A 14,628-nucleotide genomic window follows, 5' to 3' on the forward strand; every position below is an offset into this window, starting at 1 on the left:
TTATTATTAGCCAAGCCTACAGATTGCAGTTAACGGCTGCAGAAAAAGTCACTGGGCAAAACGTGATACATTATAGCTATTAAATAGCCATTAAAATTATTAGGCCCGCGAAACAATGCAGAAGCGTATTTTGCTAATAGAAGATCACCAAGACATCAACGCATTAATTGCGATGAACTTGGAAGTATTAGATTACCACGTCACCCGCTGCAGCGACGGCGCGGAAGGCCTACACCTTGGCACCACTCAAACCTTCGATTTAATAATTTTAGATATTATGCTACCCAGCATGGATGGCCTACAGGTTTGCCAACATCTACGTGCCAAAAATATATTTACACCTATTCTTATGCTTACTGCTAAAAAATCCGAATCGGACCGCGTAGTAGGCTTAGAAACCGGTGCAGACGATTATCTTACCAAACCTTTTAGCGTGCGCGAGCTACAAGCCCGCGTAAAAGCCCATTTGCGCCGCACCGATATGAGCCAAAAGGAAAGCACACCTCAAGCAGACGATGCGCTGCACTTTGGCGAGTTGTGTATAGATAAAACCAAACGCAGGTTAACCATTGGCGACAAAGAAATAACCCTTACCGCAAAGGAATTTGATTTATTGCTATATATGGCCAGCCACCCGGGCCAAGTATTTAGCCGCGAAAAATTATTAGATGCCGTATGGGGTTATCAGCACAGCGGCTATGAGCACACGGTTAACTCTCACATTAACCGTTTGCGCACCAAACTAGAAACCGATACATCCAACCCTAAATACGTATTAACAGTATGGGGAGTAGGCTACAAGTTTTATGATTAAATCGTTTATAAAAAAACTGTCTCAGTCATTATACAGCCGCTTAGCCTTTACGCTGTTTTGCAGCTTTACGTTGGTAAGCGTATTTTCTATCTCTTTATTTGTGCACACCTCGCATACTTACCAGCAAGAAATCACCCAGCGTATGCATAACGAGCTGGCCGCACATGTAACGAGCCACTACCTGCTATTTAAAAACGACAAACCCGACCTTGAAGCTGCCAAGCATACGTTTCACGATTTAATGATACTGGGACCGAATTTCGAGTTTTACGTGCTGGACAATAACGGCCACATACTCAGCTACTCCACCGACCCACAAAAAATAAAACGTGAGTATGTTGATACCCGCCCCATTCAACACTATTTGGCGAACAACAACTTGCGCACACCCATTGTTGGCGACGACCCGCGCTCGACCAATAAAAAGAAGATATTTTCTGCTAGCCCAATAATGGTAGAGGGTAAACAAATGGGTTACCTCTACGTAATTTTAGGCAGCGAAATATACGACAACCTCGCAAACGTTGTAGGCCAAAGCAAGATTATTCAATGGGGACTCGCTATTTTTATAGGCGGCCTATTGTTTAGTTTAATATGCACCCTGTGGTTAACGGGGGTAATTACCAAACCACTTACACGGCTACTACACCAAATAAACACCACCCGCGAACAAGGCTTTGCCCACAACTCGCAAAGCAGCGCCGAGGCGGCAGAAAACTTTAAAGAATGGAATACCAACAGCAATAACGAAATACACGCAGTAGGCGCAGCATTTAGAGATTTAATAAACAAACTCGAAGAGCAATACAATACAGTCATAACCGTGGACGAACTGCGCAAGGAATTACTGTCCCACGTATCGCACGATTTACGCACGCCACTAGCCAGCCTACTAGGCTACTTAGAAACCTGGGAGATGAATAAAGACACGCTCTCAACTGAGCAGACAGAGCTTTATATATCTACCGCCAAACGCAATGCCCAGAAAATATCTCGCCTTGTAGAGCAATTATTTGAACTCGCCTATTTAGATGGCGGCAATGTACAAGTAAACAAAGAGAAAATAGTAATAGCGGAATTGGTACAAGATGTACTGCAAAAATTTTACATAGCCGCACAAGAAAAAAATATATCCCTCGCGGTATCACCGCAGGATAGCCGCATAGAAGTAATGGGCGATATAGAGAAACTCGACCGCGTATTCAGCAACCTAATCGAAAACGCCCTGCGCCACACACCCGATGGCGGCAGCATTATCGTGCGCCTACAACCCAAGGCACAATACGTATCTATTGAAGTAACAGATACGGGCATAGGCATCCCTAAATCTGATATTACCCGCATATTCGACCCCCACTTCAAAGCCGGCAACAGCATACGCGGCAACAGCGCCAACGGTGGCCTAGGCTTGGCCATTACTCGCCGACTGCTGGATTTGCATCAGGCAAAAATAAAAGTGGCAAGCGAAGAGAACAAGGGCACAACGTTTTGTTTTGAATTGCAGGCGGGGTGACAACCGCGCCTAAATATTTAAAATTGGCAATAGCCCTCTCAAATAACCTCTACCTAATTAGTCTCTTCACCTAGAGAATGCTACTATCAGGCGACTGAATTTTTATTGTCTTGCCTGTCATAGTATTCATTCTTTATTCGCAAGATAATTTAATGCGACAAACGCGTTAATTGTTAAACTCACGCCAACAACTTAAATTGTCGAATCATGAAAAAACATTACAAATACCTGTTATTTTCACTCTCAACAATGCTGCTTTGTTTAACCTCATATTACATAGGGAAGAACAACGCCCTCAAACCTAACTCTGCAATCGCTTCAGCAAGCCCCCTTCCAACAAAAGAACAGGATATCGTCTGCGATACTGGAACAATAGCACAGGCCCCTACTAGCGCCTCTCGAGCAAAGAACAACAATTCCGCCATAGACGCACCTGATACGCCACCGCAGAACACAACAGAACAAGTTACCTCACAGGAAATTCAAACAGCAATAACCAGCCAACAATCTATATCAACGTTTGCTCATTTTATTGACGAGACAGCTAAAAGCGGTATTTCCCCCATTGAAGCAGCAAATGAAAGATTTGAAAGCGAACCGATTGATTACGACTGGGCAAAGCCAAGGGAGGATGAACTTTACGCCACATTTGAAAGGGTTGAATCTTTGCAATCGACATCTCCGCTCTCGGTAAGCTGCAAAACAAATAATTGTAAAGTTGTTCTACCTATTACTAATAGCGAAGAAGCAGAGAATATTACTTCTAATTTCACGCAAGCATTAGTGGACGAGGGATTAGAAACATCCGTTACTTACTTTATAGATGAATCCACTGGCGAAGCTGTTTTTTATCTTGCAGATGAAATGGAATTAAAATTGTTTAAATAAAACCACAAAAAGCCCCATACGCTGGGGCTTTTAAAGAAAAATACTACTTTTTGTAAACACGCCAGTTATTACAGTCATTCCAAGAAGTTGTATAGGCACTGTTATTCACTGTTACCCTATTACACCGATTCCCCTGACTTGAACTCCAGCTTTTTTCTACACCCACTTTAAGAGTCGGGTGTAACGGGCAATTCACGGTGAATTCGTCGTAATAATATATGTACCCTGGGCTGCCCCCACCAGTACCATAAGTTTTAGCCGCAGAACATTCGGCAGGGTAATTACCCTGTACGGGGTCATTCCACTCAAATATTTTTTCATAGGCATTAGCATTTGCCACACAACCTAGTGTTAACGCCATCGCTGATATTAGTTTGTATTTCATATTATCTCCATTTCCTCGTTAGATTATTTTTACTACCTTATATTCAAGTCAATACAAGCTATAAACTCCAACCGTACAAACTTCACTACGCATGTAGTGGCCCGATAGTAAATTTATAGAAACCGAAAGCCAAATGAGTTGAACGCCAATATCAAAGTGAAAGATAAAAACTTTATTTCAAGTGTTATAATCGCCAAATTAACAAAAACAATGCCATTTACCGTGATAAATTTTGCAATTAGATAACACTTATTAATAAACCATAATAAAAGACATTAACTGCATGTATATACCAAAGCATTTTAAGGAAGAAAACGACGATCTACTTTTCGAATTTATTCGCAAGCACCCGTTTGCCACTTTAATCACCACGCATACCCATGGCGCAGAAGCTAATCACTTGCCGCTTTACCTCACAACCAGTAACGCAGGTAACGCAATATTGCAAGGGCATATTGCCGCCGCTAACCCTATTTGGAAAACAGCAGACCAACAACAAGTACTGGTTATTTTTCAAGGGAGCAATGCCTATATAAGCCCAAACTGGTACCCAACAAAGGCTATTGACGGCAAGGCGGTGCCAACGTGGAATTATGAGGCCGTGCATATTCGAGGTGAAATTACGTTTATTCACGACAGCGATTGGAAAATTCAACTGCTCAACGATTTAACCGCCGAGCACGAACAACACTTTAAGCAACCTTGGACAATTGCAGATGCACCCGAGGAATTTATACGAAAACTTCTACCTGCTATCGTAGGGTTTGAAATTACCCTTGACGATATTCAAGGCAAGTTTAAGTTAAGCCAAAATCAACCTGTAGAAAACAAACAGGGCATAGCTGCCAACCTAAGCAACCAAGGCGACCCTATGGCCGATTTAATCCGATAACCTAAACCAGCGCTATATATTATGACAACCAACTATACCAAGTACGCAAACACGCTGAAGCAACATTTAATAGACTTAAGCACACCCGGTAAAGCCGAAGCGTCTCGCCGCTACTTCCCCCACGGTATTGTTTGTGTAGGCGCAAATGCTGCGGATATTAAATTTGTAGTAAAGCATTTTTTAGAAAGTTACCCAAAGCTTACGCCAGAGCAGTTATTAGCCATTACTGAAACTGTGCTCGAACGCGCCGAATACAGTGAAGAAAAAATGGTGGCATATGGACTTATTAACAAGCAGGTTAAAAAGCACTACGACGACACCCTACTGCAGCGCTTTCGCTACTGGTTAGAAAACTACGCTAACAATTGGGCGCTAGTCGACGACCTGTGCATAAAAACCCTATTCAACTTCCTTATGGCGCGCCCCCACTTAATTGAACACACCAAAGACTGGGCCCACTCCGACGTCTCTTGGTGCAGACGCGCAAGTAATGTTGCATGGGTAAAATTCATCAAACGAAAAATAGGCAAAACAGAGTACACGCTAGACAAAAAGCTTATATTCGAAAACTGCACGCTTTTGCTTAGCGACCAAGACGAGTTCGTACAAAAAAGCATAGGCTGGCTACTAAAAGTAACCACAGCAGAACACGAACAAGACGTTCTCGCCTTCATAGAAAAAAATGCCAAAAATATGCCCAGAGGCACAATTAGGTATGCACTTGAAAAAGTAGACCCAGAAGTTAGATTGAAAGTGCTTAGAGGATAGCCGAGAGCTTAAAGTTTACGGCTCACAGTTAAGCCAACGGAATGGAACGCCCCAACGATAGGGTTCGACACACGCGCGAGTTTTACCACTCACAAAAAAACCGCTGACTTAACGCCAACGGCTTTTAAGATCGAACTCTGGTTTCAGTCAACACCCGGCAAACAACCAGTCTCCTGACGCCAATCAGCTGTTAACTGCCCCCTGTAAAACTGTAAACTCTATTTCAAGCTATTTCCCGTCCCATTATCAGTCACCTCACCCACACTTTCACCAGTAATATTTCTACTGGTTTCAGTTAACACCACCGGTTGGTTGGTTTCGTTTATGAGTAATATATTTGCTGCATCTTGATAGCTTGGGTCGCCAGCCCAGCGGTCGCCAGTATCGCCTACGCGTATTTCGCGCGGCACATCTGGGTTGCTGCCATCACTTAGGAAGGTAATGTTATGACCAGAGCCTGCAATATACGCAAAAGCGTGTGAGCCGGTAGATGGAATATTGGTAACGGTTATTTCGACATTGGCGTTGTTGCGCGTATCGTACGTAGAGTGCAATAGCGGACCGTAGCCTGCATCACCGCGCGAATTGATTACATCGCTATTATTCGCCAGCGCGTAACCCACACTACAACCTTGAATTTCTACATTTTTTATATAACTTGGCTTAGAAGCCAATGGCGTAGTAATACAACCGCGCATATTAATTACTTTGGTGTCTTCTACAGTAATTGCACCAGTACGCACCACACTACCATCTAATTTGGTGCCTTGTGTATAAGCGCGTATGCCATCTTCGGTAAGGTTGTACATTAGGTCGCGCACAATTGGCAGGCCCACAAAGTGATCTGGGTATTGCTGCTCAAAATTAAACGGCCCCATTAAGGAGTCTGGCCCGTCGTTATACATATCGGCGCCTAAGCGCATACGCCCTTGTACAACAGAGTTTTTAATTACTGTGTTATCTGCACCCTGCATAAAAATGCCGTGGCCGAATGCAAGTACGGTTAATTTCATGCCGTCAATTAATACATTGTCGCCAGAAATTTGTACACCAGCATGTTTGCGTAAATACACTGCAGAACCGGCGCCCTTACCTAACATATCACCGTAGCCATACGGGTATGAACCGCGCACAGTAATGGTGTTATTTAAAAACTGTACGCCGTTCCCCCACACTCTAAACTCCGTCATTTGACGCGCGGGCCAATAGTCTGGGTTTTTATTATGGGCGGTAAAATCTGTTACATCGTGCTGGCCATTCGGATAGGTATTTTCGAAAGTACCGTTTAAAAAAGTAATGTTATCGCCCATCACATCGTAGGTTACTTGCGAGTGAATAGGCTGGGTACTCATACTGTTTAAGAGTTTAGTGGGTACCTGAATGGTTACACCGGTAAAATCCAATACATTATTCGCACCGTCGAATCGAAATACGGTGGTGTTATCAGACATTAACGCTGTAGCTTCATACACACCGCGCTTCATGCGAATGTGTTGATTGCTATTGGAAATAGCATTTTGCAATTCAGCAAGGTTTCGCACCGCCACATAATTTTGTTGTGCGTTGCGTACCCAGCACGATTTAACCGTGCCGCGAACGGGGTCACCCAAGTTAGTATTATTACAAGTTACGCCGTCTAGCTCGACAGAGTAGTTCCAGCTATCGCCAGCGCCGTAGGCCACTTCTTTTATATTAGAAAATGCACATTGCTCGCGCTCGGCGGCACAATAAGTCCATGATGCATCTGGGCCGGTTGGTGCTGGTGGAACAATTTCGCTGCCTTCAATAACTTCAACTTCCGCTAGGCTTAATGGGTTTGTGCCAGAAAGTTGTACACGCACATAGCGACCTGTGCGATCTATATTTATTTCGGTTGGGCTGCCCGCAGTATCATTAAAATAATAAGCACTTACACCCGCTTGACTAAGCGCACCGCTTAAGGTTTGCGATGTAAAGGGCACATCGGACACCAACACATAAAACGCCGATAAACGCGAGCTGCAGCAGTTGGTACGATTCCACAAGTTAACTTGGTCGATAGATCTAACTGAGCCTAGATCCACTTGCCACCAAGGTTGATACTCGTTATTGGTGTGGGTAATCGAGCCTTGATTCCAGTTACCATTGGTGTTGCCATCTACCGCACGGCTAGATACACCCTCATAGCCAGTGGATGATTGGGATGTAGCTTTACCAAGAGCAATATTTTCTCCACTTGCAAGCGTAACCACATCGAACTCGGTAATACTGTTCCAATTATTTTGGCTGTTACCATAACCTACAATACGCACATAGCGCGCAGAAGTATCATCCAACTCAAAATGTTGCTGCGCTAAGGTTCGGGTTGGTGGCGTACCCGAAAAAAGTGTTTGCCAATTGCCGCCATCGTTCGACACTTGAATGTCGATGGTTGCATCGCGCACATCTCCGCGAAAAAATGCTATTTGCACAGCATCCACAGTGTGTGTCGCGCCCAAATCATATTCAATCCACTGCCCAGATCCATTCGCCGACCAGCGCGTATCTATATTGTCATCTAAGGTATTCGCGGGCACATTGCCGTCATCCGCAGATGCAGTTACATTTAATGCGGCGTGAGCATTAGCCATGCCCAGCGCGCAAAGCAAAGAAATACAAAATTTCCTGCAGTGTTTGAGGTGAGATAGTTTTATCATTTTTGTTTCCTCTTGAAGGTTAATTCACACACTAAGGTGAAGCTCGCAAAACATGAAAAGCTGTGACATAAAATTCGGGCGCAAAAACGCACCCACCGCAAAAAGCAGTGTATTTTTTAAATTCATTTTTATTGGTGTTACTGTTTTAGGTGGTGTTTATTTTATTTTTATAAATATCTATTGTTCGCCAAACTTACTGTCGTTAAATATTAAGCAGATGCGCAACCCTTAATGTGCAAACCGCATTAAACTGTGGCCGGTGGGTTAATGTTTAATTTTCAATAAGAATCTACTCAAATAGCAACACACCGCGCCAACCTCTCTAACCAATTTAATTAGCGACGTTTACCCACACCGCGGCGCAACAATATTATTTTGCCCACTCGCACTCCACCGCTTTAAACCGGAACTGTGCACCAATCGTACAAATTAAAATTGGTTAGAACGAATAAAACGCCAAAATAAGCATTCCACCAACCCAAAGAGTAGAATAGACAATCTTGAAACACTGAAAATATAGGTAATGAAGAGGAAGAAACAGAGGAGGCCGGCGTTCGCCGGGCCAAATTGGTTAGAACGAATAAGGTGACACATTGAGAATAGCTCACAGCTTAAAGCAGCCAGTTAACAGCCAAAATAACTCTCCCAAGCTGTTAACTGACCTCTGTTTACTAATAAACCATCCATTGCTGGTTCCAACCAGTGTGGCAACTCCATTGAATAATAGAATCACCGTTGTTAGCACCGCCTGCGTTTACATCTACGCATTTACCGCTGGCGCGAGATTTTAAGCGGAAGTAGCCATCGCCCATGTCTTCTTTTAGCCATTGCTGATTGGCGTTATTGTGGCATGCCCACTGCACTACGTTATCGCCATCGGCAGTGCCTGCACCCAGTACATCTAAGCACTTATTACTGTGGCCCACGCGCAATCGCACGTAGTTATTGCCCATATCTTCAAAAGTCCATTGCTGGTTGGCGTTGCTGTGGCAACTCCACTGAATGATATCGGCACCATCTGCTGTACTGCGGCCATTAACATCTATACAGCGGTTGCTATTGCGCGATTGCAAACGCGCGGTTGTCACATTCGAGCTGCCGTCAATAAACGCGTCTAATGCTTCGGTGGGGCGCATGGTGTTTGGGTTCCATGCACCTAGCGTGTAGCCCTGCCAGTTTGATGCCTGCGGCTCCCAATAAAATACCCCTGTTGCACCGGCGTTTTGCGCCTTAGCAATTACATCGCTCACGATTGCTTTCGCTTCTGGGTGATCCCACGGCGCACCAACCTCGGCAATTAGCACCTCGGACCCATAGCGCGATTGCATATCGTTTAAGTTTGCCTCGCACAAACTGTTGGCTTGGCTCCAGCTATAACCGCTTGCGTTGGTAGGGTAAATAGAGGCACCTATTACATCCCACTTACCACCATTGGCTTGTAAGCCGTCAAATATCCAGCGGAAGTTTGCGTTGTCGTGGCAGTTTGCCAAGTGCACCACTGCCTTGGTATTAGGGAACACTTCTTTAACGGCATCGTAGCCACTATTCACCAACCACGCATAGTTTTGCATATTGGCGGATGCGCGCCCCTCTTCCCATAACATACCGTTGTTTGTTTCGTTGCCCACTTGCACCCATTCAGGGGTAATACCCGCATTCTTTAGGGCCACGAGGGAATCGTAGGTGTGCCACCACACCGCAGACATTAAACCGTCTAAGGTATAGTTGGTCCACGCGGCGGGCTTGTATTGCTTGCCTGGGTCAGCCCAAGAGTCGCTGTAGTGAAAATCGATCATAATACGCATGCCCGCAGCTTTGGCGCGCTGAGCTTTTTCTATTACGTCATTAATGCTGCTATACCATCCACCGGCGGGGTTTACCCACACGCGCAGACGGATGGAATCCATACCGTGATCTTTTAGAATTTGCAGCACATCTTGCTGCTGGCCCGCATCGTTATAAAACGTGTAGCCCTCTGCTTCCATTTCAGAAATCCAACTCACATCTGCACCTTTTGCCATAGCAAGGGCGTTTGAAGCCTGCAGCAAAATAAAGGTGGACGCAGCCATAGCGCATAGCGCTTTCTTTATAGATAAAGTCATAGTGTGTACCTGTAGGTGTTTATTATTGTTGTATCCGCCAAGGCTACCTTAGCGAATAGAGCCAATGCCCCCGCGCCAGCACCCTACCAGGACTACAGCCAGCGTCGTTTATAGAAAATTACTTCAATACATTCATAACCAACTAAATAGCCGGTTTGTTATTGTTATTAGACATAAAGTTAAACGTTTACCTTTCGGAACAAAAAAACGCACACGTATCAACCTAAAAACAAAGGTAAACGTTTAACATCAAAAAGTAAAGAATTGTTTGTTTTGTAGACATAAGATGAATTTGGCGACTAGGAAGGGAGTTTTATCAGAGGCAGCCTACAGCTATCAGCTTACAGCACACCGCTTAACCCCGACTGCGCCCTGTAAGCTGACAACTGTAAACTGTCCCCTATCTCTTAAACAATGGCTCACTGCCATCGCCCAAATTCACTTTTGGGGCGGAGCGTTTCTTTTGGGGGTCTTTTTTACTTGGTAATTTTTTGCCGGGTTTGCCGGCTGTAGTTTTGGTTTTTTTCTTTTTGGGGCCGGCGGCTTTGCCAGAGCTTTTTAGTTTTTTGGGGCCGTTGTAGGTACCCTCTAAACCTTTCACCTTGCGCGGTATTAAGCGAATTTTTAAGTAGCGCTCGATACTCGACATAGGGTTGAATTCTTTGGGGCTAATAAGCGTAATTGCCAAACCGGTTTTGTCAGAGCGCCCCGTACGGCCCACGCGATGCACATGCTCATCGCCGGTAAACGCTGCCGAGAAATTAATAACCAAATCTACATCTTTTATATCCAACCCGCGCGCAGCCACATCGGTAGCTACCAGCACGCGAATTTTACCGTCGATAAACCGGTTCATTACCTGCTTGCGGTCGCTTTGCGTAACCTCACCGTGAATATATTCCGACACTAATTTATTCGCGCGTAAAATATTACTCACTTTCTGGCATTGCAAACGCGTATTACAAAAAACTATTACGCGCTGCGCGTCTTCTTCCGCAATAAGCTTAACCACTAGTTTTTCTTTGTGGCTGTCGTCGTCGGCGAATACGCGCTGTTGGGTGATATTGCTATGACCTTCTTTAGCGCTATCTACTTGGATGCGCACAGGGTCTTGTAACAAGCCAGTAATACCACCTATCCCCTTGTGCTTTAACGTAGCCGAAAACAAAAGGTTTTGTCTTTCTTCATTACACACAGCGGCAATGGCAAGCATGTTTTCTTGAAAGCCCATATCCAGCATGCGATCGGATTCGTCCAACACTAAAAACTCTAAATCGGAAAAATCGACATTGCCATTTTTAATATGCTCGACCAAGCGGCCTGGCGTAGCTACCAATACCTCGGGGTTTTTGCGAACAGTAGCCACTTGGTGTTTGTAAGCTTCACCGCCCATAATTAAGCCCACCTTAATTTGTGTGTAACCGGCGAATTGCTCGAAGGCTTTTACGGTTTGCAAAGCTAGCTCGCGGGTAGGCAATAAAATTAATGCGCGGGTAGATGTATTAGGGCGCGGATCGTTTAAAAATTTGTGCAGCATAGGCAGCAAAAAAGCGGCCGTTTTACCGCTGCCGGTTTTGGCCGACACCATAATATCTTTGCCGGCTAAAACGGCAGGAATGGTTTGCACCTGTACATCAGTAGGCTTGGTAAAGGTTAATTTATCTAACGCTTTTTGCAGTGATTGGTGTAACCCTAACTCGCTAAATTCCATTATTCAGCAGGCCCCTGTTTGGCAATGCTGACTAATTCCGACGGTTTAAGCGATGCCTCTACCAGCGCTACATAGGCGGTAACAAAAGCCGTTTCTTGAAAAATTTTTAAGCCGGTATCTTCAAAGCGCACGGGCAGCGGCTTAGCTTTAAGCAACGCCTTGCTGTGGGACGGGTTCATAAGGGCAACATCTATGCCTTCTATTAGCTGAATTGCAGCTTCCATTTTAAACCCTTCGGCACCACCGGCGAACTTGCCTTTCTTCTGGCGCTCGCGAATAACTATCTTTTCTACGCGGTAATCTTCGGCAAGTTTGGCAACCGCAAACTGAAAATCCTTAACGCCTTGGCTGGTATCTGGGTCTTTTATTACTAGGCTGCGCACACGGCAATCGGGTATGTCGTACAGCCCTTTGTTACTTTCCAACAAGCATATGACGGCTTCTTTGCCTTTAATTTCGATTCCACATACTCTCATAATTCAACCTCTTACCCAGCGCTACAGGCGCACACATGGCGCCCATAGAATAGCGCGAATTCATAAAATGACTAATGGCGCAGATGATACAGCATTACTGGGCATTTGCGGCCAATAGTGCCAATAAAATGCCCAGCAAATACACATTGGTAACGCGTCCAACCTCGCTTGGTATAAAGCATAGCGGCTATCGCCTATAATGCCCCACACGCTTAAGCCACATGTGTTAAAACAAGTAATGAACCGCTATTTAGAACATTCAACCTACATAGACTGGCAACACCCCAGCATTAGCGCTCTTGCTAAGCAATTACGGGCTAGCGCCAACAATGAGCTGGCTATTGCTAAAAGCTGCTTTGAATTTGTGCGCGACGAAATACACCAGAGCGCAGATTACAAAGTGGACACCATTACCTGTAAAGCGTCCGATGTGCTGGCCCACACCACCGGTTACTGTTACGCCAAAAGCCATTTATTGGCCGCATTGCTGCGCGCAAACGGCATAGCCGCTGGGCTTTGCTACCAACGCTTGTCGGTACAAGGTGACGGTGCCCCCTACTGCCTGCACGGCTTAAACGCAGTTTACTTACAAAATTGCGGTTGGTATCGCATAGATCCGCGCGGTAATAAATCCGGCGTAAACGCACAGTTTTCACCCCCACACGAGCAACTGGCCTTTACTACCTGCAATAAGCTCGAGGCCGACTTGCAAGGCATTTGGCCTAGCCCGCTGCCGGTAGTAACAGATGTGCTAGAGCGCTACAGCACCTATACCGATGTGCTAAATAACCTTCCGGATATCGCGCTGTTTACCACAACTAGTGCACAGCCGTTACCCCAATGACGTCCAAACACGCCCGTCTTGACCGGTTTATAAGCCTTAACAGCAACCTTAATCGTCGCGATGTGCGCCTTGCAATTGCCCAAAAGCGCATTCTTGTAAACGGTAAACACGCCAGCACTATTCATCAGGTGGTGAGCCAGTTTTGCCATATCACCTTCGACAACCAAACCCTGCAAGCCAACGCACCGGTTTACATTATGCTAAACAAACCGGCAGGTAGAGTAAGTGCCACCAAAGATTCCACCCACCCCACTGTTGTGGGCTGCCTGCCGCAACAATTGCAAGCAAACATCCATATAGTTGGCAGGTTAGATTTTAACTCGACGGGGTTAATGCTACTTACCAACAACGGCGCTTGGTCTCGCCACTTAACCAGCCCAGAAAACAAAGTAAATAAAATCTACGAAGTGGAATTAGAACGAACAATAAACGATGATGAGTGGCCACAGTATATAAGTGCATTTGCAAGCGGCATGTATTTCGCGTTTGAAGACCTCACAACGCAACCAGCAAAATTAGAAAGGCTAACCGCCACCCGTGCGCGTGTGACTTTAGTAGAGGGCCGCTACCACCAAATAAAGCGCATGTTCGGCCGCTTTCGCAATAAGGTAATTGCATTACACCGCACTCAACTAGGCGCACTCCCTCTCGACCCAGCACTGCAACCGGGCGAGCACCGGCTACTTAACGACGATGAAATTATAAAATTGAGCAACGCAACGTTTACGAATGCAGATTTAAAATAACCACAAAAGGATAGGACTCTTATGCCACGCTTTACTCGAAAAATTACTGCAAACAAATACTACACATCCAAGTTTATTTTTCTTGCCTGCGCGCTATTAAGCATTTTTAGCGCACTTTGCCATGCAGAAAAAACCACCTTTACACTGCCCGGCATTACCGAGCCCGTTATGGCAACCCATAACACTTCGCCGCCCAGTATAAATAACAATAGCTTTACCCTAACGGCGAACAAAGGTACCGATTTATACACCACCTCTAGCGGCGAGAAAAAAGCTGATAACGTACCGAGATTATTATTCGAAGCAAAAAGTGATTTTATTTTATCTGCCAAAGTCACTTCACAATTTGGCGCCGATTACGACGGTGGCGGCCTGCTGGTTTATGCAGGCGAAAATCAATGGGCGAAACTGCTTATAGAGCAAGTACCCAATAAAACGCTACTTGTAAGCTCGTCCGTTACCAACACCAAAGGCGATGGCGCCTACCACGCTGTTATTAATCAGCCATATATTTATTTAAAAATTGTACGCTTAACTAATAGGTATTTTTTCTACTCATCATTAAACGGCAAAGATTGGCAAATACTGCGCGACTTCGCCCTAGGTGAAAACAAAAACGCCAAAATAGGCTTTTACAACCAAGCCCCAATTGGCGAGAAGATAGAAACTTTGTTTAGTGAGATTAGCTTTAGGGAAACGACTATTAAGAGTTATTGGCAGGGGGAGTGAGTACGGGAACTAGTTATTACTAACTTAGCCCCATACTATTTAATGCCATCAATACGCCATACTCCGCACGAAAAATATTGGCTTA

Annotated in this window: 13 protein-coding genes; 8 read left to right on the forward strand and 5 right to left on the reverse strand. The window is 45.1% G+C overall.

The genetic code is table 11. From position 1 onward, the window contains the following. Positions 1-115 precede the first annotated feature (115 nt). The 3 genes from SDE_RS19345 (at position 116) to SDE_RS19355 (ending at position 3,215) form a co-directional block, all read left to right on the forward strand. A complete protein-coding gene (locus tag SDE_RS19345) occupies positions 116-814 on the forward strand; it encodes a response regulator transcription factor (RefSeq protein WP_011470173.1) in 699 nt (232 codons plus the stop codon). Then, positions 807-2,327: a sensor histidine kinase gene (locus SDE_RS19350; RefSeq protein WP_011470174.1), complete on the forward strand. Its 1,521-nt coding sequence runs from the start codon at positions 807-809 to the stop codon at positions 2,325-2,327. Before SDE_RS19345 ends, SDE_RS19350 begins: the two co-directional genes overlap by 8 nt. Positions 2,328-2,534: 207 nt before the next feature. After that, a complete protein-coding gene (locus SDE_RS19355; protein WP_011470175.1) occupies positions 2,535-3,215 on the forward strand; it encodes a hypothetical protein in 681 nt (226 codons plus the stop codon). Between the two features lie 43 nt (positions 3,216-3,258). Here SDE_RS19355 and SDE_RS19360 read toward each other — a convergent pair whose 3' ends face one another. Next, positions 3,259-3,600, reverse strand: coding sequence for a hypothetical protein (locus tag SDE_RS19360; protein WP_011470176.1), 342 nt, complete (start codon positions 3,598-3,600; stop codon positions 3,259-3,261). 283 nt (positions 3,601-3,883) lie between these two features. On the opposite strand from SDE_RS19360, the gene SDE_RS19365 reads away from it, so the two are divergent. Next, positions 3,884-4,492 carry an FMN-binding negative transcriptional regulator gene (locus SDE_RS19365; protein ID WP_011470177.1) on the forward strand — a complete coding sequence of 203 codons (609 nt, stop codon included), beginning with the start codon at positions 3,884-3,886 and terminating at the stop codon, positions 4,490-4,492. 21 nt (positions 4,493-4,513) lie between these two features. Next, positions 4,514-5,260 carry a DNA alkylation repair protein gene (locus SDE_RS19370; RefSeq protein ID WP_011470178.1) on the forward strand — a complete coding sequence of 249 codons (747 nt, stop codon included), beginning with the start codon at positions 4,514-4,516 and terminating at the stop codon, positions 5,258-5,260. 218 nt (positions 5,261-5,478) lie between these two features. Here the strand turns inward: SDE_RS19370 and SDE_RS21625 are convergent, their stop codons facing one another. The 4 genes from SDE_RS21625 to SDE_RS19395 form a co-directional block, all read right to left on the reverse strand. Beyond that, on the reverse strand, positions 5,479-7,869 hold the full coding sequence (locus SDE_RS21625; protein WP_049762715.1) for a discoidin domain-containing protein: 2,391 nt from the start codon (positions 7,867-7,869) through the stop codon (positions 5,479-5,481). A gap of 737 nt (positions 7,870-8,606) precedes the next feature. Then, the gene (locus tag SDE_RS19385; RefSeq protein ID WP_011470180.1) at positions 8,607-10,037 is read right to left on the reverse strand and encodes a ricin-type beta-trefoil lectin domain protein; all 1,431 of its coding nucleotides are present in this window, start codon (positions 10,035-10,037) and stop codon (positions 8,607-8,609) included. Positions 10,038-10,437: 400 nt separating this feature from the next. After that, complete coding sequence (locus SDE_RS19390) at positions 10,438-11,748, reverse strand: DEAD/DEAH box helicase (RefSeq protein WP_011470181.1); 1,311 nt, start codon at positions 11,746-11,748, stop codon at positions 10,438-10,440. Next, positions 11,748-12,224: a DUF3010 family protein gene (locus SDE_RS19395; protein WP_011470182.1), complete on the reverse strand. Its 477-nt coding sequence runs from the start codon at positions 12,222-12,224 to the stop codon at positions 11,748-11,750. The genes SDE_RS19390 and SDE_RS19395 overlap by 1 nt, the downstream gene beginning before the upstream one ends. Positions 12,225-12,462: 238 nt before the next feature. Between SDE_RS19395 and SDE_RS19400 the strand changes: the two genes are divergently transcribed. Genes SDE_RS19400 through SDE_RS21630 form a run of 3 tightly spaced genes read left to right on the forward strand, consistent with a single transcriptional unit; the run spans position 12,463 to position 14,543 of the window. Beyond that, on the forward strand, positions 12,463-13,068 hold the full coding sequence (locus SDE_RS19400; RefSeq protein ID WP_041326057.1) for a transglutaminase-like domain-containing protein: 606 nt from the start codon (positions 12,463-12,465) through the stop codon (positions 13,066-13,068). Next, complete coding sequence (locus SDE_RS19405; protein WP_011470184.1) at positions 13,065-13,814, forward strand: 16S rRNA pseudouridine(516) synthase; 750 nt, start codon at positions 13,065-13,067, stop codon at positions 13,812-13,814. The genes SDE_RS19400 and SDE_RS19405 overlap by 4 nt, the downstream gene beginning before the upstream one ends. Positions 13,815-13,835: 21 nt before the next feature. Continuing rightward, positions 13,836-14,543, forward strand: a complete 708-nt coding sequence (locus SDE_RS21630; protein WP_011470185.1) for a DUF1349 domain-containing protein — start codon at positions 13,836-13,838, stop codon at positions 14,541-14,543. Positions 14,544-14,628 lie beyond the last annotated feature (85 nt).

The organism is Saccharophagus degradans 2-40, from assembly GCF_000013665.1.
Taxonomy (GTDB): domain Bacteria; phylum Pseudomonadota; class Gammaproteobacteria; order Pseudomonadales; family Cellvibrionaceae; genus Saccharophagus; species Saccharophagus degradans.

What these genes read in the sequence shown, in the direction of transcription:
- SDE_RS19345 (WP_011470173.1), top strand. Translation starts at nt 116, where the DNA reads ATGCAGAAGCGTATTTTGCTAATAGAAGATCACCAAGACATCAACGCA.
- SDE_RS19350 (WP_011470174.1), top strand. Translation starts at nt 807, where the DNA reads ATGATTAAATCGTTTATAAAAAAACTGTCTCAGTCATTATACAGCCGC.
- SDE_RS19355 (WP_011470175.1), top strand. Translation starts at nt 2,535, where the DNA reads ATGAAAAAACATTACAAATACCTGTTATTTTCACTCTCAACAATGCTG.
- SDE_RS19360 (WP_011470176.1), bottom strand. Translation starts at nt 3,600, where the DNA reads ATGAAATACAAACTAATATCAGCGATGGCGTTAACACTAGGTTGTGTG.
- SDE_RS19365 (WP_011470177.1), top strand. Translation starts at nt 3,884, where the DNA reads ATGTATATACCAAAGCATTTTAAGGAAGAAAACGACGATCTACTTTTC.
- SDE_RS19370 (WP_011470178.1), top strand. Translation starts at nt 4,514, where the DNA reads ATGACAACCAACTATACCAAGTACGCAAACACGCTGAAGCAACATTTA.
- SDE_RS21625 (WP_049762715.1), bottom strand. Translation starts at nt 7,869, where the DNA reads ATGGCTAATGCTCACGCCGCATTAAATGTAACTGCATCTGCGGATGAC.
- SDE_RS19385 (WP_011470180.1), bottom strand. Translation starts at nt 10,037, where the DNA reads ATGACTTTATCTATAAAGAAAGCGCTATGCGCTATGGCTGCGTCCACC.
- SDE_RS19390 (WP_011470181.1), bottom strand. Translation starts at nt 11,748, where the DNA reads ATGGAATTTAGCGAGTTAGGGTTACACCAATCACTGCAAAAAGCGTTA.
- SDE_RS19395 (WP_011470182.1), bottom strand. Translation starts at nt 12,224, where the DNA reads ATGAGAGTATGTGGAATCGAAATTAAAGGCAAAGAAGCCGTCATATGC.
- SDE_RS19400 (WP_041326057.1), top strand. Translation starts at nt 12,463, where the DNA reads ATGAACCGCTATTTAGAACATTCAACCTACATAGACTGGCAACACCCC.
- SDE_RS19405 (WP_011470184.1), top strand. Translation starts at nt 13,065, where the DNA reads ATGACGTCCAAACACGCCCGTCTTGACCGGTTTATAAGCCTTAACAGC.
- SDE_RS21630 (WP_011470185.1), top strand. Translation starts at nt 13,836, where the DNA reads ATGCCACGCTTTACTCGAAAAATTACTGCAAACAAATACTACACATCC.